At 70.9% G+C, this 22,264-nt stretch carries 17 protein-coding genes and 2 pseudogenes; 10 read left to right on the top strand and 9 right to left on the bottom strand.

Annotated elements, in window-relative coordinates; translation table 11 throughout:
* Positions 1–86: 86 nt before the first annotated feature.
* Positions 87–769 (bottom strand): annotated as a pseudogene (locus ACIBG6_RS31360) (IS5 family transposase); the annotation flags it as partial.
* A gap of 283 nt (positions 770–1,052) precedes the next feature.
* Positions 1,053–1,340: a hypothetical protein gene (locus ACIBG6_RS31365; RefSeq protein ID WP_399226099.1), complete on the bottom strand. Its 288-nt coding sequence runs from the start codon at positions 1,338–1,340 to the stop codon at positions 1,053–1,055.
* A 566-nt stretch (positions 1,341–1,906) separates the two neighbouring features.
* Between ACIBG6_RS31365 and ACIBG6_RS31370 the strand changes: the two are divergent.
* Positions 1,907–2,064, top strand: a pseudogene (locus tag ACIBG6_RS31370) (DNA-binding protein); the annotation flags it as partial.
* Here ACIBG6_RS31370 and ACIBG6_RS31375 read toward each other — a convergent pair.
* Positions 2,054–2,197: a hypothetical protein gene (locus ACIBG6_RS31375; RefSeq protein ID WP_399226369.1), complete on the bottom strand. Its 144-nt coding sequence runs from the start codon at positions 2,195–2,197 to the stop codon at positions 2,054–2,056. The pseudogene ACIBG6_RS31370 and the gene ACIBG6_RS31375 overlap by 11 nt on opposite strands.
* Before the next feature lie 71 nt (positions 2,198–2,268).
* On the opposite strand from ACIBG6_RS31375, the gene ACIBG6_RS31380 reads away from it, so the two are divergent.
* The 5 genes from ACIBG6_RS31380 to ACIBG6_RS31400 all read left to right on the top strand — a co-directional run bounded on the left by ACIBG6_RS31380 (position 2,269) and on the right by ACIBG6_RS31400 (position 7,971).
* A complete protein-coding gene (locus ACIBG6_RS31380; protein ID WP_399226100.1) occupies positions 2,269–2,862 on the top strand; it encodes a PadR family transcriptional regulator in 594 nt (197 codons plus the stop codon).
* The gene (locus ACIBG6_RS31385) at positions 2,859–4,625 is read left to right on the top strand and encodes a sulfatase-like hydrolase/transferase (RefSeq protein ID WP_399226101.1); all 1,767 of its coding nucleotides are present in this window, start codon (positions 2,859–2,861) and stop codon (positions 4,623–4,625) included. Before ACIBG6_RS31380 ends, ACIBG6_RS31385 begins: the two co-directional genes overlap by 4 nt.
* A gap of 112 nt (positions 4,626–4,737) precedes the next feature.
* Positions 4,738–6,078, top strand: a complete 1,341-nt coding sequence (locus ACIBG6_RS31390) for an MFS transporter (protein WP_399226102.1) — start codon at positions 4,738–4,740, stop codon at positions 6,076–6,078.
* Positions 6,079–6,239: 161 nt separating this feature from the next.
* Positions 6,240–7,082 (top strand): formylglycine-generating enzyme family protein, encoded by an 843-nt coding sequence (locus ACIBG6_RS31395; RefSeq protein WP_399226104.1) that lies wholly within the window; start codon positions 6,240–6,242, stop codon positions 7,080–7,082.
* A gap of 58 nt (positions 7,083–7,140) precedes the next feature.
* Positions 7,141–7,971, top strand: coding sequence for an SGNH/GDSL hydrolase family protein (locus ACIBG6_RS31400; protein WP_399226105.1), 831 nt, complete (start codon positions 7,141–7,143; stop codon positions 7,969–7,971).
* 84 nt (positions 7,972–8,055) lie between these two features.
* Here ACIBG6_RS31400 and ACIBG6_RS31405 read toward each other — a convergent pair whose 3' ends face one another.
* From ACIBG6_RS31405 to ACIBG6_RS31425, 5 genes are read right to left on the bottom strand one after another with little or no spacing between them, the layout of a single operon-like run.
* Positions 8,056–9,297 (bottom strand): amidohydrolase, encoded by a 1,242-nt coding sequence (locus ACIBG6_RS31405; protein WP_399226106.1) that lies wholly within the window; start codon positions 9,295–9,297, stop codon positions 8,056–8,058.
* Complete coding sequence (locus ACIBG6_RS31410; RefSeq protein WP_399226107.1) at positions 9,294–10,127, bottom strand: ATP-binding cassette domain-containing protein; 834 nt, start codon at positions 10,125–10,127, stop codon at positions 9,294–9,296. The genes ACIBG6_RS31405 and ACIBG6_RS31410 overlap by 4 nt, the downstream gene beginning before the upstream one ends.
* Complete coding sequence (locus tag ACIBG6_RS31415) at positions 10,124–11,998, bottom strand: dipeptide/oligopeptide/nickel ABC transporter permease/ATP-binding protein (protein WP_399226108.1); 1,875 nt, start codon at positions 11,996–11,998, stop codon at positions 10,124–10,126. Before ACIBG6_RS31415 ends, ACIBG6_RS31410 begins: the two co-directional genes overlap by 4 nt.
* Positions 11,998–12,993, bottom strand: a complete 996-nt coding sequence (locus ACIBG6_RS31420; protein WP_399226109.1) for an ABC transporter permease — start codon at positions 12,991–12,993, stop codon at positions 11,998–12,000. The genes ACIBG6_RS31415 and ACIBG6_RS31420 overlap by 1 nt, the downstream gene beginning before the upstream one ends.
* Positions 12,993–14,561, bottom strand: a complete 1,569-nt coding sequence (locus ACIBG6_RS31425) for an ABC transporter substrate-binding protein (RefSeq protein ID WP_399226110.1) — start codon at positions 14,559–14,561, stop codon at positions 12,993–12,995. Before ACIBG6_RS31425 ends, ACIBG6_RS31420 begins: the two co-directional genes overlap by 1 nt.
* A gap of 124 nt (positions 14,562–14,685) precedes the next feature.
* On the opposite strand from ACIBG6_RS31425, the gene ACIBG6_RS31430 reads away from it, so the two are divergent.
* The 4 genes from ACIBG6_RS31430 (at position 14,686) to ACIBG6_RS31445 (ending at position 20,967) form a co-directional block, all read left to right on the top strand.
* Positions 14,686–15,753, top strand: coding sequence for an Lrp/AsnC family transcriptional regulator (locus ACIBG6_RS31430; protein ID WP_399226111.1), 1,068 nt, complete (start codon positions 14,686–14,688; stop codon positions 15,751–15,753).
* 158 nt (positions 15,754–15,911) lie between these two features.
* Positions 15,912–17,363 (top strand): amidase, encoded by a 1,452-nt coding sequence (locus tag ACIBG6_RS31435; RefSeq protein ID WP_399226112.1) that lies wholly within the window; start codon positions 15,912–15,914, stop codon positions 17,361–17,363.
* A gap of 59 nt (positions 17,364–17,422) precedes the next feature.
* The gene (locus tag ACIBG6_RS31440; protein ID WP_399226113.1) at positions 17,423–19,348 is read left to right on the top strand and encodes an acyl-CoA synthetase; all 1,926 of its coding nucleotides are present in this window, start codon (positions 17,423–17,425) and stop codon (positions 19,346–19,348) included.
* 167 nt (positions 19,349–19,515) lie between these two features.
* Positions 19,516–20,967 carry a cellulose binding domain-containing protein gene (locus tag ACIBG6_RS31445; protein WP_399226114.1) on the top strand — a complete coding sequence of 484 codons (1,452 nt, stop codon included), beginning with the start codon at positions 19,516–19,518 and terminating at the stop codon, positions 20,965–20,967.
* A gap of 331 nt (positions 20,968–21,298) precedes the next feature.
* Here the strand turns inward: ACIBG6_RS31445 and ACIBG6_RS31450 are convergent, their stop codons facing one another.
* Positions 21,299–22,198, bottom strand: a complete 900-nt coding sequence (locus ACIBG6_RS31450; protein WP_399226115.1) for an alpha/beta hydrolase fold domain-containing protein — start codon at positions 22,196–22,198, stop codon at positions 21,299–21,301.
* Positions 22,199–22,264: the final 66 nt, after the last annotated feature.

Below are 22,264 nucleotides of genomic sequence, written 5' to 3' on the forward strand. Positions count from 1 at the left end.
CAGGTAAGTCATCCGGCCCAGGAACCTCCTTCCGAGTTCCTCCCGGCTGAGCCGGGGATACAAACAGAGCGCCTCGTGGCGCACTAGGTCCGCTCTACGACCCAGCGCGTCTTGCCCAGTCCGGAGCCGTGCGGGACGCCGCGTCGGGCGATCTTGGGTGTGATGCCGCGGGCCCGGAGGATGCGGCGGTACTTGTCGTAGTCGTAGCCGCGGTCGGCGAAGAGCCGGCCCGGCCGATGACGCGGCCGTCCGCGAAGTCCGCGGATGCGGGGGATCGCGTCCAGCAGCGGCGTCAGCTGGGTGACGTCGTGCCGGTTTCCGCCGGTCAGCGTCACGGCGAGGGGTGTGCCGTGACGGTCGACAATCAGGTGGTGCTTGCTGCCCGGCCGGGCGCGGTCGACCGGCGAAGGTCCGGTGTGAGCCCCCCCTTCAGGGCCCGGATGTGCGAGCCGTCGATCGCACAGTCGTCCATGTCCAGCAGGCCGGCCTTGCGCAGTTCGGCCAGGAGCACTTCGTGCAGTCGGGGCCAGACGCCGGCCTCGGTCCAGTCCCGCAGCCGCCGCCAGGCCGTCACTCCACTGCACCCGGTTCGCTCGGCGGGCACGTCTCTCCAGCTCACGTTCTTGCGCAGCACGTACACGATGCCTCGCAGGGCCGCACGGTCGTCCGCCGGCAGACGCCCCGGATACCGATGACGCCGCGGCGGCCGGGGCGGCAGCAGCGGGACGACACGTTCCCACAGGTCATCAGGCACAAGATCATCCGACACCCACACCACCCTGCCGCCACCAGAACCGATCGCCAACCCCCTACACCGAACTCATTCTGAAGTGAGGTGAGCTCTTTCAGCTTGGTTCCGTGGAGGACAGTTCCACGCCGCTGACTTGCCTGCAGCGCTTCATGGACCTGTCACCCGATCGGTGGCCGTTTTGAAAGAGCTCAGTAAATCGGCGACGAGCGGATCATCAGGCGTTCATGCGGCAGTGCCGGGTGGCGCACTCATCGGTCGCGCCGCCCGGCACCACGTTTGCAGGGACGCGGCACGTGTGGGCTCAGTCGATGACGAACTGTTCGAGATCCGTCTCCGACAGTGAATCTTCGGAGCCCAGACAGGCCGCCTCGGCAACCAGCCGGTCGTACTCCTCCCGCAGCAGCGGGATGCGGTGGTAATCCACGCTCCGCGCGAGGTGGTCCAGGGCGAGCTCCGCCTCGTCGTTGTCGACGAGTTCGAGAACCGACTGCAACGCCCCGGCCGGTCTCGGATCCTCCGCCGTCCGGCGGGCGATCGTCACGACGGTGGCACGCAGAAGGGCATCGGGGGACTCGATGGGCTGGCTCATTCCCCGAGTATGCCCCGAACTCATTCTGAAACGATCAGTAAGGGGCCCTGACCTGGGCTTTCGAGGTTCCACAAAACGCTGGGGAGAATCTGGGGAGATCCGAAGCCGCCAACCGCACCTCACACATGTGCCATCCAGCCCGTCCGTCGCCCAGTGGACCGACCTCGGCACAGCTCACCGACGCCTACCCCACATCACGGTGAGTAACCGTGGGCAGCATCTACCGCATGCCCTCCACCCGACGAAGACGTCGCCATATGGCATGCGAAATGCCGTACTCGTGCCATGCCTGACGACGACACCGACTTCCCTCCCGGCGACGGTCCCAGCAGCGGCATCTCCGCCCCCTCACCGCCGGCACCCTGCACTCGATCCGCGAGCGCGTCGGCAAGCAGGGAGTGTCCGCGTACCTCGGAGAGGGCCGCGCAACGACAGATCGAGCGTGACAACCCGGGCGAGCTGATCGCCGACTTCGACGAAGCCGACGGCCCTGCCGATCCCGAGGCCGTGGCGGCCAAGCCAAGCGCACCTGCAGCCTCCACCGGAGCCGAGACCGGGGCAGCCGCGTGAGTGGCGCGCTCATCCTGGACAGCGAGGGCCTGACCAAGGCCCGTACGACCGCGAGATCCACGAATGGCTCACCACTGCCCTCGACGCCGGCCTTCCCGTGACCACCTCGGCAGCGGTCCTCGTCGAGGTGATCCACCCCCGGATCAACGACGCCCCTCGATCAGTGCGGCGCTGGTGGACGCGTCAAGCATGGCCGTCGCCCCGTCAAAGATCAGTCGGCGCGGGCACGGCAGGCGGCCGATCATGAACGGCGTGATACGGCCTTGATAAGCGCGTGCCGGATCCATTGACGCCTCCTCCGCACAGCGCCTACAACACTGAACACATAGATGACAGTGCACATAGGGGTGGTGGGGCGGTGAAGTTCGAGTACGTGCTGCTCGCGTTGCTTGCCGGGCGTCCTCGGAGCGGCTTCGACCTCGGCCGGTGGGTGGAGACGGAGGGTCAGTTCCTGCGGTCGCGGGCCCACCACAGCCAGATCTACCGGCTGCTGGGACGGATGACGGCCGACGAGTGGGTGGCCTTCGAGGTCGACCCGCGGGAGGGGCGGCCGGATGCGAAGGTCTACCGGCTCACCCCGCGCGGGAAGGAGGTGTTGTGGGAGTGGGTGCGTTCGCCGTACGAGCCGACCAGCCGGTTCCAGGACCCTGACTTCCTGGCCCGGTTCGCCTTCACCGCACCGCTCGACCGGCAGGCCGCGATCACGCTGATCGACACCGAACTCGCCTACCGCCGCGCCCAGATCGCCCGCAACCGCGACCGAGACCGCACCCTGCGGTTCGAGGACCCGCTGCCCGAGCTGGACGCGGATCTGGCCCAGGAGATCTTCGACGACCTGCACGCGCACGGAGCGTCGGCGGTCGACAACTGGGTGGCCTGGTTGGAGGGCATGCGGCACCGCCTCGCACAGCACCGTACGCCGGACCCCGACCGAAGGGACTCTTCCGCATGAAGGCCATCATGGTCATGTTCGACAGCCTCAACCGGCGCATGCTGCCGCCGTACGGATCCGACTGGACCCATACGCCGAACTTCGCGCGCCTCGCCGAACGGGCGGTCACGTACGACAACGCATACGCGGGTTCGCTGCCCTGCATGCCGGCCCGCCGGGAGTTGCACACCGGCCGTCACAACTTCCTGCACCGCAGCTGGGGACCGCTGGAACCGTTCGACGACTCGATGCCCGAACTGCTCTCGCAGAACGGCGTCTACACCCATCTCGCGAGCGACCACCCGCACTACTGGGAGGACGGCGGAGCCACCTACCACGGCCGGTACAACACCTGGGAGTTCTTCCGCGGGCAGGAGGGCGACCCGTGGAAGGGCCACGTCGCCGACCCCGAGATGCCCGAGGGGCTGAAGCGGATGCGTACCCCCGCGCACCGCCAGGACTGGATCAACCGCTCCTACATGGCGACGGAGGACCGGCACCCGCAGACGCTGACCTTCGACGCCGGCCTGGAGTTCGTCCGCACCAACAAGGACGCCGACCGCTGGTTCGTACAGATCGAGACCTTCGACCCGCACGAGCCCTTCTTCTCCCACCAGCGGTACAAGGACCTCTACCCGCACGAGTACGACGGGCCGCACTTCGACTGGCCCGACTACAAGCGGGTGACCGAGACCGACGACCAGGTCGCCCACGCCCGCTACGAGTACGCGGCGCTGCTCTCCATGTGCGACCGCTCCCTCGGCCGCGTCCTGGACACCATGGACGAGCTGGAACTCTGGGACGACACCCTGCTGATCGTCAACACCGACCACGGGTTCCTGCTCGGCGAGAAGGGATGGTGGGCCAAGTGGGTGCAGCCCTGGTACAGCGAGCTCGTCCACCTGCCGCTGTTCGCCTGGGACCCGCGGCATCCAGGGGCGGCGGGCGAGCGGCGTTCGGCGCTCGTGCAGACGATCGACCTGGCGCCCACGATCCTGGAGTACTTCGGCGTCGACCGCCCCGCCGACATGCAGGGCGTACCGCTGCCGGTCGGTGAGGACACGCCCGTGCGCGAGGCGGGACTCTTCGGGGCGCACGGCGGTCACGTCAACGTCACCGACGGACGGTACGTGTACATGCGTGCCCCCGTCTCCCCGGACAACTCCCCGCTGTACGAGCACACCCTGATGCCCACCCACATGCGCGGGCGGTTCGCGCCGGCCGAACTCGTCGACGCCGAGCTCGTCGGCCCGTTCGGCTTCACCAAGGGAGTGCCGACCCTGCGCACCCCTGGACGCAGTCTCCTCAACCCCTTCCTCCACGGCACTCTCCTGTTCGACCTGGAGAGCGACCCCGAGCAGCTGGCCCCACTCGTCGACGACGAGGCCGAGCTGCGGATGGCGAGCCTGCTGGTGGCGCTGATGCGGGAGAGTGAGGCGCCCCCGAGCCAGTACGAGCGGCTCGGGCTGCCCGCCGACGGGCCGGTGACCGAGAAGCACCTGCTGGTGCGCGCCCAGCGGGAACAGGCCGAACGGTCCCTGGAACCGCTGCCGCGGCTCGACGAGTTCCCGGTCGGGCGGGTGTCGGTCCGGACACCGATGCGGACGCTGATGTCCGACCCTGTCACCTCCGTCGTACTGCGCCGGCATCTTCCCAGCCTGTTCGACTCCGAACTGCTCCAGCTCCTGGGGCCCATGCCGTTGATCGACGTCGCGGCGGTGGCGGCCGGGTCCATGCCCCGCGACGCGCTCATGGCGGTCGCCGAGGAACTTGCCGCGCTCTGAGGCATCACCGGAATGGCTGGTGACGGGGTGGCCGCCCCGTCACCAGCCGACACACCCCTTTCCCCGTGCATCTCCAGCGAAGAGACCACACACCTAGAGGAAGCGAGGCGCCATGCCCGAGCTTATCCACGACCTCGGCACGAAAAGACAGACCCCGGCCGCCCCCGTGCCCGGCCGGTGGCGACAGCTGTCGCTCCTGGGCGGCGCCATGGTCGTCGACAACACCGAGGCCGGCGTGATCGGCGGCCTGTTCCCGGTGATCCGGCAGGCCCTCGGGCTGTCGCTCGGCGCCCTGGGCATCCTGACCGCCGCGGGCAAGCTGATCGGCGTGATCACCGCACCCCTGTGGGTGTGGGCCGCCCACCGCTGGTCCCGCAAGACGGTGCTCGTCATCTGCGCGGGCATGTGGGGCGTCTGGGGCGTGGCCGCGGGCTTCGCCCAGACCTTCACCCAGCTCCTGCTGTTCTCCACTCTGCTCGCCGCCGGATACGCCGGGGCGCACCCGATCATCACCACGTTCGTCGGTGACCTGTTCGACAGCTCGTCCCGGGGCCGGGCCGTAGGGATGCTGTTCGGGGCGACGGCGCTCGCCTCCTCGGTCTTCGCCACGCTCAAGGGCCAGCTCGCGGGCTTCGAGGACGGCTGGCGCTGGGGCCTGTGGGCGATCGGCGGCTTCAGCATCCTCTTCGGCCTCGTGCTCTGGCGGTACCTGCGCGACCCCGGCCAGGGCGCCTCCGAGGCACAGCTCGCCGACCTCGACCGCGCCACCCGGGACGCCTCCGGCCTGGTGAACCGACGCCAGGTCGCCTCCCTCCTGAGGATCCCCACCCTGGTGGTCCTCCTGGTGTCCAGGCTCCTCTCCGGACACCTACTCGTCTTCTCCTTCGCCGTGGTCTTCCTCGTCGAGGTCTACGGCTTCACCACCCAGACCGCGTCGGTGATCCTGATGCCCATCGGCATCGGCTACTTCGCCGGAACGGTCCTCGGCGGCATCGCCGCCGACTGGGCCGCCCGCCTCAGCCCGCGCCACGGCCTGCCCGCCGTGCTCCAGACCGCCCAGATCCTCTTCGCCGCCCTCGCTTTCTTCGGCACCCAGTTCCACTACAGCGGCATCGGTCTGTACGCGCTGTTCTTCGGCCTCATGGGCGTGGCCCAGGGCATCAACCCCGGCATCAACCGGCCGATGATCATGGCCGTGGTCCCGCCCGAACTGCGTCCCGCGGCCTTCACCCTCTACATCTCCGTCTTCGAGGCGATCGCCTGGGCCCTGTTCGGACTCGGCGCCGGCTTCGTCGGCGACGCGATCGGGCTGCGCCCCGTCTTCCTGTGGGTCCTGGTCATCCTGATGCTGGTCAACGGGGCATTCCTGACGCTGCTGCACCGCACGTACGCACGTGACTCCGCCCGCATGCAGCACGAGCTCGACCGGCGACGCGAGCAGGCCCTGTCGTGAAGCCGGGGTCCCTCGCACACGAGCAGGGCGACGAGGTGACGGGACGCTCCCCCAGTGCACCCGCTGCCTGCTGTGCGCCCGTACGGTCGCCCGGCCCGTCCTTCGCCCCTTCGCACCTGCTCTCGCCACCACAGTCTCTCCACGACACTTCGGTCGTCGGCATGGTGCTTCTGCCCGGCGGCGAGTTCCTCATGGGCACCGACGACACGGAAGGCTTTCCCGACGACGGCGAGGGGCCGGTCAGGACGGTGCGACTCAAGCCGTTCCTGATCGACACCCGCGCCGTCACCAACGACGCCTTCGCGCGGTACGTCGCCGACACGGGGTACGTCACCGAGGCCGAACGCTTCGGCTGGTCCTACGTGTTCGCCGGATTCCTGCCCGCCGAACTGCGCCGCGCCGCCGCCCGCCCGCCGCGTACGCCGTGGTGGTGCGGGGTGACCGGCGCCGCCTGGAACCGGCCCGAGGGGCCCGGCAGCACACTGGAGGGGCGCGGGGACCATCCCGTCGTCCACGTGTCGTGGAACGACGCGGCCGCCTACGCGGCCTGGGCGGGCAAGCGCCTGCCCACCGAGGCCGAGTGGGAGTACGCCGCCCGCGGCGGACTGGAGCAGAAGCGCTACCCCTGGGGCGACGAGCTCGACCCGGACGACACCTACCGCTGCAACATCTGGCGCGGCACGTTCCCGGCCAAGAACACCGCAGCCGACGGCTTTCGCGGCACGGCCCCGGTCGCTGCCTTCGAGCCGAACGGATACGGCCTGTACAACACGTCGGGCAACGTATGGGAGTGGTGCGCCGACTGGTGGACCACCGACCACCCGGCCCGGCGCCCCCTCGTCGATCCGGCAGGCCCCGCCACCGGAACCGCGAAGGTCATCCGCGGTGGCTCCCACCTGTGCCACCGCTCGTACTGCAACCGCTATCGCGTCGCCGCCCGCACCGCGAACACCCCCGACAGCACCAGCGGCCACGCCGGATTCCGCTGCGCCCGCAGCGCCTGAACCCACGCGCACCCGCATCCGCACCCGCACCCGCACCCGCACCCGCCCGGAGACCAGCATGAGCAAGCGCCGTACACCCGGCATGCCCAGAACTCTCGCCCGCGCCCTCGCCGCCGTCCTCGCCGCGCTGACGACGACGGCCCTCGGCCCCACCGCCACCGGTTCCGCACACACCGCCCCCGCTCAGGGGGTCCACTACGTGGCCCTCGGTGACTCCTACTCCGCCGGCGGCGGCTCCTCCACCACCTACCTCAACGACTGCAACCAGAGCGTCAACTCCTACCCCTACCTCTACGCCCAGCTCACCACCCCCGACAGCTTCGACTTCCGTGCGTGCCGCGCCGCGAAGACCAACGACGTCCTCGACAAGCAGCTCGGCTCGCTGGACGTCACCACCACCCTGGTCAGCATGACCATCGGCGGCAACGACATCAGTCTCGGCACGGTCATGACGACCTGCCTGTTCGGCAGCGACAGCGCCTGCCTCGACGCCGTCGCCACCGCCGAGACCACCGCCCGCACCGAACTCCCCGGCAAACTGGACACCCTCTACGACGCCATCCGCGCCCGTGCCCCGCAGGCCCGCGTCGTGATCCTCGGCTATCCCAGGTTCTACGACCTCGCCGTCCCCGTCTGCGCCGGCATCAGCACCACCAAACGCATCGCGCTCAACAAGGGAGCCGACACCCTCAACACCGTGATCCGCGACGAGGTCGCCCAGCACAGCGGCTTCGTCCACCAGGACGTCGCCGACCGCTTCGCCGGCCATCAACTGTGCGACCCCGCCCCCTGGCTCCACGCCCTCAACTGGCCCATCGGACAGTCCTTCCACCCCAACGCGGCCGGGCAGTCGGGCGCCTACCTGCCCGCCCTCCGGACCGCCGTCTGACCCCGAGCCTCGCCGTGCCCTCATGCGGCTCGTCCGATCAACCCGGCGACGGGGCCGAAGTGCGTGCGGTGTTTCTCGATCCGGTCACGCCAGGCGGCTCAGCGCCGCCGACACCAGGGTCTGGACACCTGGCACGAGCACGGAGAGGTCGGGGGCGAACAGGGGGCTGTGGTTGCCCGGTACGTTGCCGAACTTCTCGGCCAGGTCCCTGCCGGGCGCCGCCTCCCACACGTCGGCCGGAGTCGAGGTGACGTACCAGTAGTCGTACGGGACGCCTTCGGGCACGAGGAGGGAGAAGTCCTCGCTGCCCATCGCCGGTCCGAAGTCGAACATCGTCTCGGCCCCGAAGAGTTCGCGGTGCACGGCCGTGATCTGCCCGTCGAGTACGGCGTCGTTGACTGTGTTCGGGTAGCCGGGCCGTACCGTGACCTCGGGCGGCTCCGGGCAGTCGGCGGTCCGGCACTCGCCCTCGACGATGCGGCGGACGGCGCCGAGGACCCGGTCGCGTACGTGCGAGTCCTGGGTGCGCAGGTTCAGGGAGAGCCGGGCGTCGGCGGGGATGATGTTGTGCTTCGTACCGGCGTGGAACTGGCCCACCGTCAGCACCACCGAGTGCGCCGCCGCGACCTCCCTCGACACCACCGTCTGCAGGCGGGTGACGATGTAGGCGGCTGTCACGACCGGGTCGACCGTCGACTCGGGACGTGAGCCGTGGCCGCCCACGCCGTGCACGACGACGTCGATGTCGTCGGAGGCCGACATGGTCAGGCCCGGGGTATGTGGGTAGAACCCGGCGAGACCGGGCGTGACGTGCTGGCCGAGCAGCACATCGGGGCGGGGGAAGCGGGTGTGCAGTCCACCGGCGACCATGGCCGCCGCGCCGCCGCCGGACTCCTCGGCGGGCTGCCCGATGACGACCAGCGTGCCGGACCAGGTGTCGCGGGCGGCGGCCAGCGCCTCGGCGGCGCCGGCGAGCCAGGTGACGTGCAGGTCGTGGCCGCAGGCGTGCATCACTCCGTCGACGGCGGAGGCGTACTCCAGGCCGGTGGCCTCGTGGACCGGCAGCGCGTCCATGTCGCCGCGCAGATGGACGACCGGGCCGTCGCCGTTGACGAGGACGCCGACCACACCGGTGCCACCGACCCCTTCCGTCACGTCGTAGCCCGCCGAGCGCAGGCACACGGCGAGCTTCGCCGCGGTGCGGTGCTCCTGGAAGGCGAGCTCGGGATGGCGGTGCAGGTCGCGGTAGAAGTCCTCCAGCGCGGCGGGCTTCAGGCCAGCGGTGATCTGCCGCGTGCGGTCGGCGACGGCGGTCGGCTCGTTCATGCTGCTGTCTCCTTCTTCTCGGGCGTCTTCTCGGGCGTCTTCTCGAGCGTCGGCTTCTCGTCGAACGCCGGCACGCTCGCCAGCAGGCGGCGTGTGTAGGGGTGTCGCGGCGCGCGGTACACGTCCCGCACCGGCCCCTGCTCCACCAGCTCCCCCTGGCACAGGACGGCGACCTCGTCGCTGACGTGGCGGACGACGGCCAGGTCGTGGGAGATGAAGACCATCGTCAGGGCCAGCGAACGCCGCAGCTCCTCCAGGAGGTTGAGCACCTCGGCCTGGACGGAGGCGTCGAGCGCCGAGGTGATCTCGTCGGCGATCACCACTTCGGGTTCCACGGCCAGGGCGCGGGCGACCGCGATGCGCTGGCGCTGGCCGCCGGAGAACTCGTGCGGGTACCTGGCCGCGGCCGAGCCGTCCAGCGCGACGGTCTCCAGCCACCGCCCGACCGTCGCCGCGTGCTTCCTGGCGTCGGCCCGCACCGGGTCGACGGCCTCGGCAATGGCCTCACCGACCGTCATGCGCGGGTTGAGCGAGGCGTACGGGTCCTGGGAGACGAGCTGTATCCGGCGGCGTACCGCGACGAGCTCTCTCCCCTGGAGACCCGTGAGGTCTTCTCCGTCGAGCGTGATGCGGCCGGTGCGGACGGGGTGGATGCCCACGATCGCCTTGGCGATCGTCGACTTGCCCGATCCGGACTCGCCGACCAGGCCGAGCGTCTGCCCGGCCCGTACCCCGGTGGACACGCCGTGCAGCACCGTCCTGGCGCGTCGGCCGTGCCCGAAGGTGACGGTCAGGTCCTCGACGGCCAGCTTGTAGGGGGACATGGTCATGCGGGCTGCACCTCCTGGCGTACGGCATGGCAGGCGACGGCGTCGACCATCGGCGGGCGTTCGGTCCCGCAGAGGCCGTCGAGCACCACCGGGCAGCGGTCGGCGAAGGCGCAGCCGGCCGGGCGGTCGGCGGGTGTCGGTGGACGGCCCGGGATCGTCGCGAGCGGTGCGCGCTCCACGACGGTGTCCGTATCCGCGTCCGTGTCGGTATCAGCGTCCGTGTCCTGGAGGCGCGGGCTCGCGGCCAGCAGTGCCTTGGTGTACGGATGCTTGGCGAGGCCCGCCCGCAGATCGGCCGCTGACAACTCCTCCACCACCCGGCCGGCGTACATCACCACGACCCGATGGCAGACCGTGCCGATCACGCCGATGTCGTGGGAGATGAAGAGCATGCTCGTGCCACGGGCGCTGTTGATGTCCTTCAGGAGGTCGAGCACCTCGGCCTGGACGGTCACGTCGAGGGCCGTGGTCGGTTCGTCGGCGACGATCAGCCGCGGACCGGGCAGGATCGCGGCGGCGATCATCACGCGCTGCCGCATGCCACCGGACAGCTCGTGCGGGTACTGCTTCACGACCCGGGCCGGATTCTCGATCCGCACCTGCTCCAGGGCCTCGACAGCACGCTCACGCGCTTCCCTTCCGCGCACTCCCTGGTGCACGCGGAGCGTCTCGGTCAGCTGACCGCCCACCTTCAGGGCCGGGTTGAAGGAGGCCGAGGGGTCCTGGAAGACGATGCCGATCTCGGTGGCCAGGCGCCGGGGGTCGGCTTCGGAGCCGGCCAGGTCGAGGTTGTCCAGGGTCAGTTCCGCCGCGTGCGCGGACAGCCCCTCCGGCAGGAGCCGGGCCACGCTCATCGCCGTCAGCGACTTTCCGGAGCCGGACTCTCCCACGAGGCCGAGGATCTCGCCGGGCAAGACGTGGAAGGAGACGTCGTCGACGAGACGGGTACCGTCCGGCAGGGCGACGACGAGGTTGTCCACCGTCACCAGGGCGTCCACGGGCGCCCGATGGGCGCTCGCGGCGACCTCGACGGCCGGCCGTCTCCTCCTGGCTTTCGTACCGCCGGCACGGGGGTCGAGTGCCGTGGCGAGGCCGTCGCCGACGAAGCCCGCGAGGACGCCGGTGACGGTGATGGCGACCGCCGGGCCGATCGCCTCCGCGGGGTTGGTGTAGAGCGCCTCCAGGCCGGAGTTGAGCAGGGCTCCCCAGTCGTAGTCCGGCGACTGCACGCCGACTCCCAGGAAGGACAGGCCGGACAGCGCGACGAGTACGTTCGCGAAGGCCACCGAGAGCAGCACGAGCAGCGGCCCGGAGATGTTGGGCAGCAGGTGGCGGGCGAGCAGACGGGAGGGCGGTACGCCCATCAGACGGGCCTGTGTCACGAAGTCGCGCTGGGCGACCGAGGCCGCCATGTTGGCGGTGAGGCGGGCGAACGCGGGTGCGCCGCCCAGGCCGATCGCGAGGACCGAGGCGGTGGGTCCGGTCCCGAGGACCGTGGCGATCACCAGTGCCAGGATGAGCGCCGGGTAGGAGATCATCACGTCGATCAGCCGCAGGCCCAGTTCGCGTACGCGTCGGCCGGAGACCCAGACGACGGTGCCGAGCAGGCTGCCCGCGACGGCGGCGAGCGCGGTCGCGGCGAGCGTCATCTCCAGGGTGAGGCGGGTGGCGACCAGGGTGCGGGCCAGTACGTCGCGGCCGAGGGCGTCGGTGCCGAGCCAGTGTGCGCCGGACGGGTACGCGCGGGCGACGCCGCCGAGCGCGGTCGCCCGTTCCTCCCACAGGAAGGGGGCGACGATGCCGAGGAGGACGATCAGGCCGAGGCCGGTGAGGGCCACGACGAGCGGGGCGTTCCACCGTACGCGTCGCATCAGTGGCCTCCCTTTCCGGCGAGGGTGCGCGGGTCGAGCAGCGCGAGGACGACGTCGACGAGCAGGTTGAGCAGGACGGCGAGCAGGCCGAGGACCAGGACACAGCCCTGGATCACGGGGTAGTCGCGGACGAGGAGTGCCTCGACGACGCGCTGGCCGATGCCCGGCCAGGCGAAGACGGACTCGACGACGACCGTGCCGCCGAGCAGGCCCGCGAGGATCAGCCCGCCGAGGGTGAGCGTGGCGGTCAGCAGATTGGGCAGGGCGTGACGGGCGTACAGACGCAGCGGTGGCAGCCGACGGCCCCGCGCGGTGCGCATGTAGTCCTGGGCGAGGACGTGTGCGGCCTCGCTGTGCACGATGCGGGCCATGACGCAGGTCCCGGGCAGGACCAGCGCGGCGATGGGAAGCACCATCGATGTCACCGTCTCGGCGCCCGCCGCCGGGAGCCAGCCCAGTCTGATGGCGAAGCCGAGGACGAGGAGCGTTCCGATGATGTACTCGGGTGTGGCGCCGACCAGGCCGGTGACGAAGGTGAACGCCCCGTCGGTGCGCGGGCTTCCGCGTGCGGCGACGGCGAGTCCGATCGGCACGGCGAGCAGCAGCACCGCCAGGACGGAGAGGAACGCGATCTCGGCGGTGAACGGCAGACGGCTGCCGATGATCTCGGCGACCGGTTCCTTCGTCTGGAAGGAGGTGCCCAGGTCGCCGCGGAGCAGACCGCTCGCATACGTACCGAACTGCGTCGACAGCGGCTGGTCCAGGCCCAGTTCGTGGCGGGTCCGCTCCACGTCGGCGGGCGTGGCGTCGGCGCCCGCGACCACGCGCGCCGGGTCGCCGGGGATGAGCTGCACCATCAGGAACGTGCCGACGACGAGCGTGATCGCGACGGCGGCGAGCCCGACGAGACGCCGGAAGAGGAAGCTGCCCCAGGGGCCGAGCGCCGTCGTGCGCCCTGCCCCCACAGCCGTCGTGCCCGTCAGGGTCGTCGCCATCAGCCGGTGACCCGGAGCGTGGAGACGGTCAGGGATCCGGCCGGCATCGCGAAGGAGATGCCCTTGCGGGCGACGTAGTGCACGTTGACCGTGGCGAGCGGAATCACGTCGTCGGCCTTGAGCAGGGCTTCCTGCGCCTTCTGCCAGGCGGCGCACTTGGCGTTCCGATCGGTGGTGGAGGTGGCCGCGACGTAGCTCTTCGCGTACGCCATGTTCTTCACCGCGCCGTAGTTCAGGCCGCCCTTGGCCGGTTCGGGGCCCAGGAGGTAGACGCCGCCGCGCGCGAGGATCCCGCTGATCAGCGGGAAGACGGTGACGTCCCAGTCGCCCTGGTTGGCGGTGACGTCGGTGGCCCAGGTGGCGTTGTCGGCGTTGGTGAGCTTCACCTCGGCGCCGGCGGTGCGCAGGGCCTCGGCGACGTAGGAATTGCCGGCGCCGCCCGCGACCGCGTTGGACCCCTCCAGCTTGATCGACACTCCTGCGAGGGCCTTCTTCGCCGCGGCCGGGTCGGTCGCGGTCAGCAGGGAGGTGTCGGTGGAGACGCAGGCGGCCTTCTCGTCCACGTATGACGTCATGGGCCGACCCGCGCCGCCGAAGACCTTGTTGAAGGCGGTGGCGCTGACCGCCTGCGCGACCGCGTTGCGGATCTTCGGGTCGGCGCCCGGGTGCCCGGGGCGCTGGTTGAAGGCGATGTAGTTCCGGATGAACGGCGCCGACCTAATCACGTACCCGGCATCGCCGGTGAACCGCGTGACGTCCGTGCCGGTGATGGGGGCCAGGTCCAGGGCGCCGGTCTGCAGCTGGTTGGCGAGGGTCGACTCGTTCCTCGCGATCTGGATCCGCAGCGTGTCGGCCGGTTTCCCCGCGGGCAGCGAGGCGAAACGCGGATACGCGTCGAAGCCCTTGCGCAGCTTCAGTTCGTACGAGGCGCCGCGCCGCGCCGTCGCCATCTCGTACGGGCCGGAAGCCGCGCCCTTGACGGCGCCCTGCGCGAGCGCGGCGGTGCCCGCGTCGAGGCCGGCCTTGCAGATGATCCCGGCACCGGTGCCGGAAAGGCCGCTCAGGACCTCGCCCCACGGGGTGGCGGTGGTGATGGAAACGGTGCCGGCCGCGTCGTCGCCCGTGATCGTGGTCTTCGCGCCGGCGTTCGCGGCGCCGAAGGTGAGGAGGGCTCCGGCCGAGGTCGCCCGGTAGCGCTGCAGGGAGGCGACGACCTGCGAGGCGGTCAGGGAGGAGCCGTCGGAGCAGGTCAGGCCCTTCTTCAGGGTGAGGGTCGTCTTCGTGGGCGTGGACGTCCAGGTCTCGGCCAGACCGGCGACGAACACGCCGCCGTCGTCCTGGCCGATCAACGGCTGGTACAGCAGCGACGTCATCACGTAGTCCGTGCCACCCGCGCCCTTCGCCGGGTCGAACGAGGTGACGTCGGAGGTGACACCGATCCTGACGGTGCCCCCGCTCTTGGCGCCGCTCGACGAAGGGCCGCCGGCGGAGCCGGTGGTGCAGGCGGAGGCCAGGAGGGATGTGGCGGCGACCGTGACGGCGCCGGAGAGGAATCGCGAACGGTGCATGGAGAACTCCCCGGGACGGAGGGCTGTGGGCTGAATGTGGGGGGGCGGTGTGATGCGGGATACAGAACAGGCCACTTCCCGCCCCCCATCGAAATTGCAAGAATCCGCAGCAGGGAGGCGTCACATGCATGAATCCGCAGCATCCGTCAGCCCGGCCACGGTCGACACCCCGCCCCGGGGAACACTCGATGAACTCGATCTCGCGCTCGTCAACGCCCTGCAGATGGCGCCCCGCGCCCCCTGGGCGCAGCTGGCCGGCCCGCTCGGTGTGGACGCGGCGACGCTCTCGCGGCGCTGGGCCCGGCTGCGCGCCTCCGGTGAGGCGTGGATCACCTGCCACGCGGCTCCCTCCCAGGTCGCTCACGGAGCCCTCGCCCTGATCGAGGTGTCGTGCGTGCCCCAGGCCCGGGAAGCCCTGGCCTACCGGCTCGCGCGACACCCGCAGGCGACGAGCGTGGAACTGGTGGCCGGATCGTGCGACGTGCTCCTGACGGTGGCCACGGCGACCAAGCCGTCGATGACCGCGTACGTCCTCGCTCTCGGCCGCGACGAGGCGGTGACCGCCACCCGCACCCACCTGGTGCAGCACCTGTACCAGGACGGAAGCGAGTGGCGCATGGACTCGCTCTCGCGCGATCAGCAGCGCGACCTGGCGGAGGCCGAGGACAGTGCCGCCCGCACCGCCGCCGCCGCGATCCTCGCACCCGAGGACCGCGCCCTGATGTTCGCCCTCGCGCAGGACGGCCGGCGCTCCATCGCCTCGATCGCCGCCGAGCTGGACCGCCCCGAGTCGACGGTGCGACGGCTGCTGCACTCCCTGCTGCACAGCGGCAGAGCGGTACTGCGCGTCGACACCGCCCACGTACACTCGGGCTGGCACAGCTCGGCGACGGTATGGATGTCCGTGCCGCCCGCGCAACTCGCCACGGCGGGTGATGAGTTGAGCCGGCTGCGGAGCACCCGTATGGCGGCGTCGGTGTCCTCCGAGGCGAACCTGCTGAGCGTCGTGTGGCTGCACGCCCTGGACGACCTCGCCCGCTACGAGGCCCAGGCCGCCGCCAGGATCACCTCCGTACGCGTGCTCAATCGCGCGGTGAACCTGCGCTGGATCAAGCGCATGGGGCGACTGCTCGCCGAAGACGGCCGCAGCACCGGCTTCGTTCCCATCGACCCATGGGCCCCGGTCGCCTGAATCACCCCCGCCCGAGCGTGCTGCGGTTTCCCGCACAGCGCCCCTGGTCGTGGCGGATCCGTGCAATCCGCGGGGCGGGCGGGACCGGTCCATGAGGCTGACACCGCCGGCATTCGGCCCATCGGCCGGCCCCAGCCCCATGACCGAGAGGGACGCCCATGTCCACCCCCACGTCCGCCGGCGACGGCCTCGTCCACCTCAGCGCCACCGAGGCCATCCGGCTCTTCACCCGCCGTGAGGTGTCCCCGGTCGAGCTGATGCGCGCGGTCGTCGAGCGCGCCGAGAAGGTCGAACCGCGGATCAACGCCTTCAGCGAGCGCCTCTTCGACGAGGCCCTGGAGCAGGCCCGGCACGCCGAGGACCGCTACCTCGGCAAGAACGGCCTGGTCCCCCGCCCGCTGGAGGGCATCCCGGTCGCGGCGAAGGAGAAGCACGCCATCCTGGGCCGCACCTTGACGGAGGGCTCCCTCGTCCACGAGGGCCGGATCGCCACCGAGAACGCCCCCGTGATCGACCGCGTCCTCGACGCCGGCGGCATCATCCACGCCCGCACCACCACCCCCGAGTTCTCGCTCTCCACCTACACCCACTCCCGCATGTGGGGCGTCACCCGCAACCCGTGGAACCTCGACTTCACCCCCGGCGGCTCCTCCGGCGGCGCCGGCGCGTCCCTCGCCGCGGGCACGACGCTGCTCGCCTCCGCCTCCGACATCGGCGGCTCCACCCGCGTCCCGGCCGCCTTCACGGGAACGGTCGGCTTCAAGGCGCCCTACGGCCGCAATCCCGGTCTCGGCGTCCTCACCGCCGACCACTACCGCGGTGACGGCCCGATGGCCCGCACGGTGGACGACACCCTCGCCTTCCAGAACGTCCTGGCCGGTCCCGACCCGCGCGACCACACCTCGATCCGCCCCAAGCTGACGCTGCCCACCGCGTACGAGGACGTCAGCGGCATGCGGATCGCCCTGTGCGTGCGGCTGGGCGAGTACGACGTCCACCCGGAGGTCGAGGCCAACACCCGCGCCGCCGCCCAGGCCCTCGCCGACGCCGGCGCGCACGTGGAGGAGATCACCCTCCCCTGGACCCATGCCGACCTGCTCACCTCGCTCGCCGGTCACTTCTCGACCATCTTCGGCGCCCTCGTCATCGAGGCCGCCGAAACCCGTCGCGACCTGCTGAGCCCGTACGCGGTCGCCTTCGCCGACGCGATGACGTACGCCCGCACCCAGGTGAGCTACCTCGACTCCCTGCGCGCCGAACACCGGCTGCAACGCGGGCTCGCCACCGCCATGGCCGGATTCGACGCCATGCTCTGCCCCACCACCGCCATCCCCGGCTGGCACGCGGGCGACGACCTCGCGGGCGAGAAGGTCGTGGTGCACGGCGAGGAGGTGGCCGACACACTGTGGTCCGCCATGACCAGCCCCTTCAACATCAACAACCGCTGCCCCGTCCTCAACGTTCCCTCCGGCATGTCGAGCTGGGGACTCCCCACCGGCCTCCAGATCGTCGGCCACCCCTACGACGACCCGGCCGTCTTCCGCGTCGGCAAGGCCCTGGAGATCCTGCGCCCCTGGTCGTACGCGCAGATCGCGGACCGGCTGGCGTAGGGCCTCTCGTTCGGATCACGCCCCCAACTCCACCAGCCCTTGCACGAAAGGCAGTTCCCGTGAGCACCACCCAAGCCGATCCGCTCTGGCCGACGTACGACCAGCCGGGCGACCTGAAGACCATCGAGTCCCTCGCGCTGGAGGACCGCGGCCTGCCAGGTTCCACTTACGACGTTCTGGCCCGCGCCGCCGCGCTGTGGCCCGACCGGTCGGCTCTCACCGTGCTGCCCAGCGCGGAGCAGTGGACGCACGGCAAGACCGTGGGCTTCGCCCAGCTGCGCGATGAGGTACACCGCATCGCGAACCTTTTCCACCAGCACGGTGTCCGCCGTACCACCGCCGTGGGCCTGCTGTCCCCCAATACCGGCCTGCTGCCCGCCACACTCCTGGCCGCCCAGCTCGCGGGCATCGCCGCACCGGTCAACCCCTCCCTCGCCGCCGAGCACGCCGAACGCCTGCTGGGGCTGGGCGGGGCAAGGATCCTGGTCGCGGCCGGACCCGAACTCGACCCCGGCGCATGGCGGACGGCCCGCACCGTGGCGGCATCGCTTCGCTGCTCGGCTCTCTTCGCGCTGCGCCCCGTCAGCGCGCCCGAAGTCGCGCCCGATCTGGAGCCGGTCGAGGGGGTCGAGGTCGCCTATCTGCACGTCGCGGCCGCCGCCCAGCCGGTCGAACTCCGTCCCGGGGTGGTGCCCCCGAAAGCCGGTGACCTGGCCGCGTACTTCCACACCGGCGGTACCACCGGCGCCCCCAAGCTGGCCGCGCACACCCACGCCAACGAGGTGACCGATGCCTGGATGATCGCGGCCAACAGCCAGTTGGACGCCGATTCCGTACTCTTCGCCGGGCTGCCGCTGTTCCACGTCAACGCCCTGGTCGTCACCCTGCTGGCACCGCTGCTGCGCGGTCAGCGCAGCGTCTGGGCCGGTCCCCTCGGTTACCGCGAGCCGGCGCTGTTCAAGGCCATCTGGAAGATCGTCGAGCAATTCCGGATCGCCACCATGTCCGCCGTTCCAACCGTCTACGCCGGACTCGCCCGGGTGCCGCTCGACGCGGACATCACCTCGCTGCGCTTCGCGATCGTCGGGGCGTCCCCTCTGCCGTCGGCGGTACGCGCGGCGTTCGAGGACCACACCGGCGTCCCCCTGTGCCAGGGATACGGACTGACCGAGGCCACCTGCGGCAGCGCCCGAAGCTTCCTGCGCGAGCACCAGCGCCCCGGGGCGGCGGGCCAGCGCATGCCCTACCAGCAGGTGAAGACGGTACGGATCGACGGCGACGGCCAGTGGCACGACCTCCCGCAGGGTGAACCGGGCATCCTCGCCATCAGCGGCCCCACCGTCTTCCCCGGCTACGTCGTCGGCCACGACGCCGAAGGACCGCGCATGGACACCCTCGGCACCGTGCGCGACGGCTGGCTCAACACAGGTGACCTCGCACGCGTGGACGCCGATGGCTTCATCCACCTGCTCGGCCGCGCGAAGGACCTGATCATCCGCGGCGGCCACAACATAGACCCCGCCGTCATCGAGGACGCACTCCTCGCCCACCCGGCCGTCACCGGCGCGAGCGCCGTCGGCCGTCCCGACCCGCACTCCGGCGAAGTCCCGGTCGCCTACGTCACCCTGGCCCCCGGCGAGACCGCCACCGGCGCCGCCGAACTGATCGCGTTCGCCTCACGACACGTACCCGAGCGAGCCGCGGCCCCCAAGGACGTCATCATCCTGGCGGCGCTGCCCCTGACCGACATCGGCAAGCCCTCCAAGGTACCCCTGCACCTCGATGCCACCCGGAGGGCGTTCTCCAGCGCTCTGGCCTCCATCGACATCGCCTACTCCGACCAGCAGATCCGATGCGACCTGGCCGACGGTCGCCCGGTGGTGTCCCTGCCTCCGGTCGCCGACCCCGACCTACGCCGCCGGATCACCACTCAGCTCGCCCCGTACGGCGTGGACTGGGCGTTCGCCGACGCCGGCAGTCACTGAGACCGGCCTGCCGTCTCATGTAGCGGCCCCGAGGGTTGACGACACCATTGGTCTATGCCAACTTCTCCTCGGCGCGTGATCAGCCTTTCCCCACAAGGGCGTTGAAGCATCAGGATTCGCCTGCGGCACCGCGCTGCCCTCCCCCACTACCTCCCCGAGAGGAACCCATGCGCAACGGAACAGGCCGCTGGAAGCCGGGCATACGCACCGTGCTCGCCGCCGCCACCGTGCTCGGTCTCGGCGCGACCGCGCTCTCCGCCTTCCCAGCCGCCGCCGCGGACGAGAGCGTCGCCGTCCGGTACCGGCAGGGCGGCGCGGGCAGCGACCAAGCCGCGCCCTGGCTCACCGTGGTCAACACCGGGACGACGACCATCCCGTTGAACCAGGTCAAGCTGCGTTACTACTTCAAGTCCGACCGCGGTGCCTCGTACAGCTACGCGTGCGACTGGGCCGTCAAGGGCTGTACGAACCTGACGGGCACGTTCGGCGCGTTGGCCGGTCCCACCGCCACGACGGACCGGTACCTGGAGGTCGGGTTCACGGAAGGGGCCGGCACCCTGGCACCGGGCGCCGACACTGGGGACGTACAACTGCGGTTCCACCGCACCGACTGGCAGCCGCTCGACCAGTCCGACGACTACTCCTTCGGACCCGCGCAGACCACGTACGGGAACTGGACCAAGGTCACCGCCACCATCGGCGGGGTCCAGGTCTGGGGCACCGCCCCGGGCGGCGCCGCACCCACCCCGACGCCACCCACCTCGACACCGACCACCCCCTCCCCCACAGCTCCGACCACTCCCCCGGCCGGACGGGGCGTCCTCTTCGACGACTTCGACTACACCGGCCACGTCGACCCGGCGATCACCGCGCACGGCTGGACCATCCGCTCCGGCGGAGGCGGCCCCGGCGTCGGCCAGGCGACCTGGGCGCCCGAGAACGTGACCTTCGCCAAGGACGGCGCGAACTCCGTCATGACGCTGCGCACGTCGACGTCGGGTACCGGCGCGTCGACGCGGCAGACCGAAGTGCACACCGCCGAGCGGAAGTTCAAGAACGGCACCTACGCCGCCCGCGTGCGCTTCGCGGACACCCCGACCAGCGGACCGGACGGCGACCACCTGGTCCAGAGCTTCTTCACCATCAACGACCTCACCGCGCCGATGGCGGACGACTACGCCGAGTACGACTTCGAGTACCTCCCCAACGGCGGCTGGGGCGAGACGGCGAACGTCCTCTACACCACCTCCTGGGAGACCTTTCGGCCCGACCCCTGGGAGGCCGTCAACCAGCACACCGAGTCCCGCACCAGCCGCGCCGGCTGGCACGACCTCGTCCTGACCATCGACGACACCGCGCTCGTCTACTACCTCGACGGCAAGGAGTTCGCCCGGCACGACGCCCGCTACCTGCCCGAGCGGCCCATGTCGATCCACTTCAACCAGTGGCTGATCGATTTCGCCGGCCAGAGCTCCACGGCCCCCCGCGCCTACGAGGAGCAGGTCGACTACCTGCTCCATGTGAAGGACGAGGTCCTCACCCCGGCCCAGGTGGCGGCGAAGGTCGCCGCGTACCGCTCGAACGGGACGGCCTTCGAGGACTCCGTTCCGAGCTCCTGACCGAACCGGCCGGCCGGGCCGCTGCGGCGCGGGCGCCCGCGGCCCGGCCCGCGGGCGGTGTCGCCCCGCAATGGGAAGTGAGGACTTCTCCCTCCTCGCGCCCTCCGGTATGCCGCACGACCGGCGTCCGTACCTGGCGCCGGCTTCGCAGGCGCCCGCCCCGTCGCGATGCCCATCTCCTCGGGTCCGACCGGCGTCACAGGGCCGGGAAATCAATTCGCGTCAGAGGCGGAGAACTCGCCGGCGCACAGCTTCCGGACAGCGTCTCCGTCCCATCCCGGACGTGCGGAAGCAGTCGTCCGGGCGGCCACAGCGCACGCGCGGTGCACCGTCAGCTCGTTCGCAGGGCGGCGCTGAGGGTGGCGCGGGCCGCTCTGCCTTCGGGGATCGGCAGGAGGGGGTAGACGTGCAGCATCTCCGGCGCCTCGTGGAAGTCCACGGTGACGCCGGTGGCTGTGGCTCGGGCGGCCAGTCGGCGGGCGTCGGGGTTGACGATGTCGCGGGTTCCGCTGAACAGCGTGATCGGGTTCAGCCCGGTGAGGTCGGCGAGAAGGGGGCTGACGTGCGGGTGGTCGGCGGGGAGGTCTCCGCGGTACAGCTCCCCGGCGTAGCGCGCGCCGGGGACGGCGAGCCAGGGGTCGCGGTCTTCGAGCGGGGCGATGGCCGGGTCGGTCAGGGTGATGTCCAGCCAGGGCGAGATGAGGATCGTACGGGCGGGCGGGGGCAGTCGGCGGTCGCGCAGGTGGAGGGCGACGGCGAGCGCCATGCCGCCGCCTGCGGAGTCTCCGATGAGGCTCGGACCCGTGTCGGCGCCGTCTTCGAGGAGTTCGGCGGCCAGGTCGGTCACGGCCGGTACCACTTCGGCCGCGGTGGCCAGGGGGGCGAGCGGGTAGATCGGCACCGTGACCCGGGTATCGGTTTCGACGGCGAGCCGGGCGATCAGCCTCCAGTGCTGAGGGGCTATCTCGTTGATGTACGCGCCACCGTGCAGGTAGATCGCGCGCCGTCGGGGGCTGCGGCCGCGCGGGGTGACCTCGTACACCGGCCATCCGGCCACCCGGCGTACGGCAAGGTCGACGGAGCGCTCCAGGCCGGCCGGCGGCGCGTACCCGACCGGGCGCACCGAACGGGCGAGGACCTGTTCGCGGATGGCCTCCGCCGAGCCGAAGAGTTTCTTGGCGCCGCGAAGCCTCAGCACCGTCGGCATGGCTCTGCTGGTCAGGCTGGGCACGGTAGGGCTCCGTTCCTGGGGTGCTCGGTGTCCTTCGGTGACAGGTCGGGTCGGGTCAGTGCGGTG

Source organism: Streptomyces sp. NPDC050842 (genome assembly GCF_044456565.1).
In the GTDB taxonomy this organism is placed as follows: Bacteria; Actinomycetota; Actinomycetes; order Streptomycetales; family Streptomycetaceae; genus Streptomyces.